Here is a 4,012-nt window from a genome sequence, read left to right as displayed (position 1 = left end):
GTACCGAGTACACCAAACAAGGTAAAATAGATATGATCGACGGCCAGTTTGATAAAAACACCGGAGCAATTACCGTACGCGCAACTTTTGCTAACCAGCAAGGTCTGTTACGTTCTGGTAACACCGGTAAAGTTCGTTTAAGCCTTGAACATAAAGACGCTTTAATAATACCTGAGTCAGCAACTGTTGATATGCAGGATAAAGTGTTTGTATTTACCGTTGGTGATAGCAGCAAGGTGAAAAAGGTCGCCATTGGCATTGTTGGTAAAAACGGAGCCAATTACCTGGTTAAAGACGGCGTAAAAGTAGGCGACCAGATTGTGTTAAGCGGTGTTGATAAATTACAAGAGGGTATGGTAATCCAACCTCAAAAGGCCACAGATAAAGTAGCCGCCGCTGTAACAAAAAACTAATACATACACTTAAACTTTAAAGTCATGTTTCAAAAATTTATAGAAAGACCGGTACTCTCAACTGTTATCTCCATATTATTGGTGATAGTTGGTGTGCTTGGTTTAACAAAATTGCCCTTAGAGCGGTTTCCGAATATCGCCCCCCCGTCGGTATTGGTTTCTGCTGTGTACCCGGGCGCAAATGCCGAGACTATTTTACGTTCCGTTACGCCTTCATTGGAAGAAGCGATTAACGGTGTGGAAAATATGACCTATATGACATCCACTGCCAGTAACGATGGTACATTGGGCATCACCGTTTACTTTAAACAAGGTACCGACCCCGATCAGGCAGCTGTGAACGTTCAAAACCGTGTTTCTCAGGCAACAAGCCAATTACCTGCAGAGGTTGTACAATATGGTATAACTACTACCAAACAGCAAAATAGCTTTATTGGAGCTATGGGTATTTACTCAGAAGATCCTAAAAAATACGACGCGATCTTTGTAAATAACTACGCACAGATCAATATCATTCCCGAAATCAAACGTATTCCGGGAGTAGGTTCTGCCAGCGTATTTGGTGGTATTAAGGATTACTCCATGCGTGTTTGGTTAAATCCTACTCAATTAGCAACTTATAAAATTACACCCGCCGAAGTGATGGCCGCTATACAGGACAAAAACCTGGAAGCAGCGCCTGGTAGGTTAGGGGAGCGAAGTAATGAAGCATTTGAATATGTAATTAAGTATAAAGGTAAGCTTACCACGCCAGAGGAATATCAAAATATTGCTATCCGTGCAAATTCAGATGGTTCTGTATTACGTTTAAAAGATGTAGCACGTGTTGAACTGGGTGCTTATAGCTATAGCAGTGTGAACCGCTTAAACGGGCATGAGGGTATTACTATTGGTATTATACAATTGGCAGGCTCAAACGCCAACGAAATCCAGATTGCCATTGATAAGCTGATGGTGAAATTATCAAAGGATTTCCCTGTAGGTATCAAATACAATCAGTTTTATCGTACCAAAACCGACCTGGATGAGTCAATTGACCAGGTTGAACACACATTGGTAGAGGCTTTTATACTGGTATTTATCGTGGTATTTATATTCCTGCAAGATTTCAGGTCTACATTGATCCCGGCTATAGCGGTTCCGGTGGCCATTATTGGTACCTTCTTCTTCATGAACCTCTTCGGTTTCTCTGTTAACCTTTTAACCTTGTTCGCTCTTGTATTAGCCATAGGTATTGTGGTGGATGACGCGATTGTGGTGGTGGAGGCGGTGCATGCCAAAATGGAGCATGACCCGAGCCTAACCCCAAAAGCGGCAACTACCGAGGCAATGCATGAAATTACCGGTGCAATTATATCCATTACGCTGGTTATGGCGGCGGTGTTTTTACCGGTTAGTTTCATGACGGGTTCAACGGGTATATTCTACAGGCAGTTTGCGTTAACCATGTCTATAGCAATCATTATATCAGCTGTAAACGCGTTAACATTAAGCCCGGCATTGGCTGCCTTGTTCCTTAAAAATAAGCATGCCGGAGGTGATCATGATAAACCCAAACAAAGTTTCACTCAGAAATTTTATGCAGGCTTTAATGGCGGGTTCAACTATATGACCAACAGGTATGTTGGTGGCTTGAAATTTCTGATCCGTAATAAATGGATTAGTATGGGTGGCCTTGCATTAATAGTTGTTGCTACAATTTTCCTGGTAAACAGAACAAAAACGGGCTTTATTCCTACAGAGGATCAGGGCTTTGTGGCTATCGCTGTTTCAACACCATCCGGAACTTCATTAGCCAATACCAGTAAAATAATCAACCAGGCCGAAAAAGAGTTGAAAGCTATGCCGTCAGCAAGATTTGTTATGGCGTTGTCTGGTTTTAACTTCTTAACACTATCCAACAGTCCATCAGCGGGTCAAATTTTCCTGTTGTTAAAACCTAATAAAGACAGAGGTGCCGTTAAGAATATTGATGATATACAAAATATAATAAGAGGGAAATTAGCCGGCATACCAAGCGGTACTTTCTTTGTGTTTAGTTTTCCAACTGTTCCTGGCTTTAGTAACGTAGAAGCCATGGACGTACAGTTACAGGACAGAACCAATGGTAGATTGGATAAGTTTAGCGGTGTAGCTAATAACTTTATCGGAAAGCTGATGGCAAAACCTGCAATTGCTTTCGCTTTCACTTCATATAAAGCAGATTATCCTCAGTTACAATTAGAAGTTGATGATGAAAAGGCTAATCAGTTAGGGGTAAGTGTTAGAGACATCCTGGCTACTATGCAGGCTTATTTTGGTACTGCACAGGCATCAGACTTTAATCGCTTTGGTAAATACTATCGTGTGGTAGTTCAGGCTGATATTGCCGACAGGACTGATCCTGCATCTATTGATCGTGTGTTTGTTAAAAACAAGGCGGGAGAAACTGTGCCTATTAACACGCTCGTTAAACTAACCCGTGTTTATGGTTCAGAAACTGCTTCACGTTATAACCTGTTTAACTCTATCGAGGTTCAGGCTATCCCTAAACCGGGCTATAGCTCAGGTGATGCGATCAAGGCTATAGAGGAAACAGCTAAAGAACAATTGCCAACTGGTTATGCTTATGAGTTCTCTGGTCAAACACGTGAGGAAATTTCCTCAGGCGGACAATCGGCTGTGATATTTATGCTTTGTTTGATATTTGTATATTTCTTATTATCAGCACAGTATGAAAGTTATATCCTGCCATTGGCTGTAATACTTTCAATTCCTACAGGTATATTCGGGGTGTTCGTAGTGTTAGGTTTAACCGGTATCGAAAACAACATTTATGTACAGGTAGCTCTGATCATGCTCATCGGTCTGTTGGCTAAAAACGCTATTCTTATTGTGGAATTTGCTGTACAGCGGCGTAAACAGGGGCATACTTTAGTTGACTCGGCCATTGAGGCAGCCAGGTTAAGGATAAGACCAATCGTCATGACATCACTGGCCTTCGTATTTGGTTTGTTCCCGATGAGTATCGCTACAGGCCCATCTGCACAAGGTAACCACTCTATAAGTATTGGTGCTGCTGGTGGAATGGTGTCAGGAGTATTGTTGGGTTTATTTATCATACCTGTATTGTTTGTAATATTCCAGAAACTGCAGGAAAAAATTAGTGGTGTGCCTTTAGCTGTATTAAATAAAGGAGATCACAATGCAGATGTTCATGCAAAAGACCTTGAACTGACAAATAATTAATTGAGCATTGTTATTAATAATAAAAATAAAATGAAACGATATATAAATCCATATGCCTTTTTGATATTGCTGGTAGCTTTTGTAAGCGCCTGTAAAGTATCAAAGGATGTGGCTACACCCAAACCCGAGTTACCTGTAGCATTCAGGAACTCGGTTACTACTGCCGATAGCAGCAGCATTGCTGATATACAGTGGAAAAACTTTTTTACCGACGCTACCCTGCAAAAACTGATTGACAGCGCCATAGCTAAAAATTACGATATGCAGATAGCTGTTAAAAATATTGAAGCATCACAGCTGCTGTTTAAACAGGTAAAATGGAACTATGTACCAGAACTGAACCTGAACGTAACGGCCAATACCAACCGTCC

2 protein-coding genes and 1 pseudogene are annotated in these 4,012 nt (G+C 41.2%); all 3 read left to right on the top strand.

Annotated elements, in window-relative coordinates:
- Window positions 1-413, top strand: a 413-nt coding sequence (locus AC1DRQ_RS29910) for an efflux RND transporter periplasmic adaptor subunit (RefSeq protein ID WP_477429535.1), incomplete at its 5' end; no start/stop codon positions are given.
- A gap of 24 nt (window positions 414-437) precedes the next feature.
- Window positions 438-3,641, top strand: coding sequence for an efflux RND transporter permease subunit (locus AC1DRQ_RS29905; RefSeq protein WP_477429533.1), 3,204 nt, complete (start codon window positions 438-440; stop codon window positions 3,639-3,641).
- Between the two features lie 30 nt (window positions 3,642-3,671).
- Window positions 3,672-4,012: pseudogene (locus AC1DRQ_RS29900) on the top strand (TolC family protein); the annotation flags it as partial.

This window comes from Mucilaginibacter sp. P4_E8 (genome assembly GCF_056401495.1).
This window is presented reverse-complemented; position numbering and strand designations above follow the sequence as displayed.